The organism is Deltaproteobacteria bacterium (genome assembly GCA_009930495.1).
Classification (GTDB): domain Bacteria; phylum Desulfobacterota; class Desulfovibrionia; order Desulfovibrionales; family Desulfomicrobiaceae; genus Desulfomicrobium.
Map to the genome: position 1 here is coordinate 1 of RZYB01000437.1, position 1184 is coordinate 1184.

Here is a 1184-nt window from a genome sequence, read left to right on the forward strand (position 1 = left end):
GACGCGAACGCGGCGACGAAGCCCAAGGCGACGGTGGCGAAGCCCACTCCCGCCACGGGCCAGAGGCCCGCACCAGCGCCAGTGCAAGAACCCATGATGACGGACCAGCAGCGCAAAATCCTGATGTCCATCTACGCTGGCGCACCACGCGAGGACAGGCTTGCCGACGCCAATCAGATCATGCGGCAGGCAAAGCCGACGTGGCAAAACGTCGCGTCATTCTCGGAGCTGACAGCGAGGGCGGCTGCATATTTGATCGAACAACTTGAGGCGATGAAGAGGGGGGCAGCATGAGCGTCATAAGCCAACACATCCAGGCCATGCGCTACACGCGCGAAGTCTGGGCCAAGACGTGCAACCCGCACCCGTACAGCCCGTCAACGCTGGCGCAACAGTGCGGGGAAGGATCGTTCTGCCCGTACCCGCGCTTCTATCACCCATCGCGCGAAGAATGCGTCCGGATGATCCAGCGCATTGATCCGAGTTTCAAGTAACCCCGAGCCGGGGCGGTTCCCCGGCAAAACTTTCTCACGGCCTGGCGTGGCAGGGCGTGGATAGGTCAGGCGAGGCAGGGATAAATTTTCAACAACAGCGAGGAATACATGGCATCACTGAACTCTTGTCAATTCATCGGGCGCATCGGACGCGACCCGGAAATCAAATACACAAACACTGGGCAGACCGTGGCCAGCTTCTCGTTGGCCGTTGACGAATCATACAAGGACAAGTCCGGGCAGAAGATCGACCAAACCGAATGGATTCCGTGTGTAGCATGGGCAAAGCAGGCGGAGTTCATCGGAAACTATCTTGGCAAGGGCCGACTGGTCCACGTTGCCGGAAAGTGGAAGACGCGAAAGTGGCAGGACAAAGACGGGAACGACCGCTACTCCACGGAGTGCATCGTCAATTCTGTACAGGCGCTGGACAAGAAGCCTGACGGCCAGCCCGCGCCGCAACAGCAAGCGCAACAGTACAACGCCAAAGACGATTTAGACCAACTTCCTTTTTGATATGGCGACAATGACCATGATCGAATCAGCAGATGGCAAAATATCCTGGGAGTGCTCCGAGTGCGGTGCACTACTGAAGGATAGGAAAGGGTTCGAGACGAAAACGGCACACTGCCCGAAGTGCGGAGCGGATGTCGTTGAGTTCGTCGGGCTGTACGATGACGAATAACCACA

Annotated in this window: 3 protein-coding genes; all 3 read left to right on the forward strand. The window is 57.9% G+C overall.

Translation table 11 applies throughout. The features are described 5' to 3' along the window. Positions 1-93: 93 nt before the first annotated feature. The 3 genes from EOL86_15295 to ssb all read left to right on the forward strand — a co-directional run bounded on the left by EOL86_15295 (position 94) and on the right by ssb (position 1010). On the forward strand, positions 94-294 hold the full coding sequence (locus tag EOL86_15295) for a hypothetical protein (GenBank protein ID NCD26935.1): 201 nt from the start codon (positions 94-96) through the stop codon (positions 292-294). Next, positions 291-494: a hypothetical protein gene (locus tag EOL86_15300; GenBank protein NCD26936.1), complete on the forward strand. Its 204-nt coding sequence runs from the start codon at positions 291-293 to the stop codon at positions 492-494. Before EOL86_15295 ends, EOL86_15300 begins: the two co-directional genes overlap by 4 nt. Before the next feature lie 108 nt (positions 495-602). Next, the gene (gene ssb / locus EOL86_15305; protein NCD26937.1) at positions 603-1010 is read left to right on the forward strand and encodes a single-stranded DNA-binding protein; all 408 of its coding nucleotides are present in this window, start codon (positions 603-605) and stop codon (positions 1008-1010) included. Positions 1011-1184 lie beyond the last annotated feature (174 nt).

What these genes read in the sequence shown, in the direction of transcription:
- EOL86_15300 (NCD26936.1), top strand. Translation starts at nt 291, where the DNA reads ATGAGCGTCATAAGCCAACACATCCAGGCCATGCGCTACACGCGCGAA.
- ssb (NCD26937.1), top strand. Translation starts at nt 603, where the DNA reads ATGGCATCACTGAACTCTTGTCAATTCATCGGGCGCATCGGACGCGAC.
- EOL86_15295 (NCD26935.1), top strand. Translation starts at nt 94, where the DNA reads ATGATGACGGACCAGCAGCGCAAAATCCTGATGTCCATCTACGCTGGC.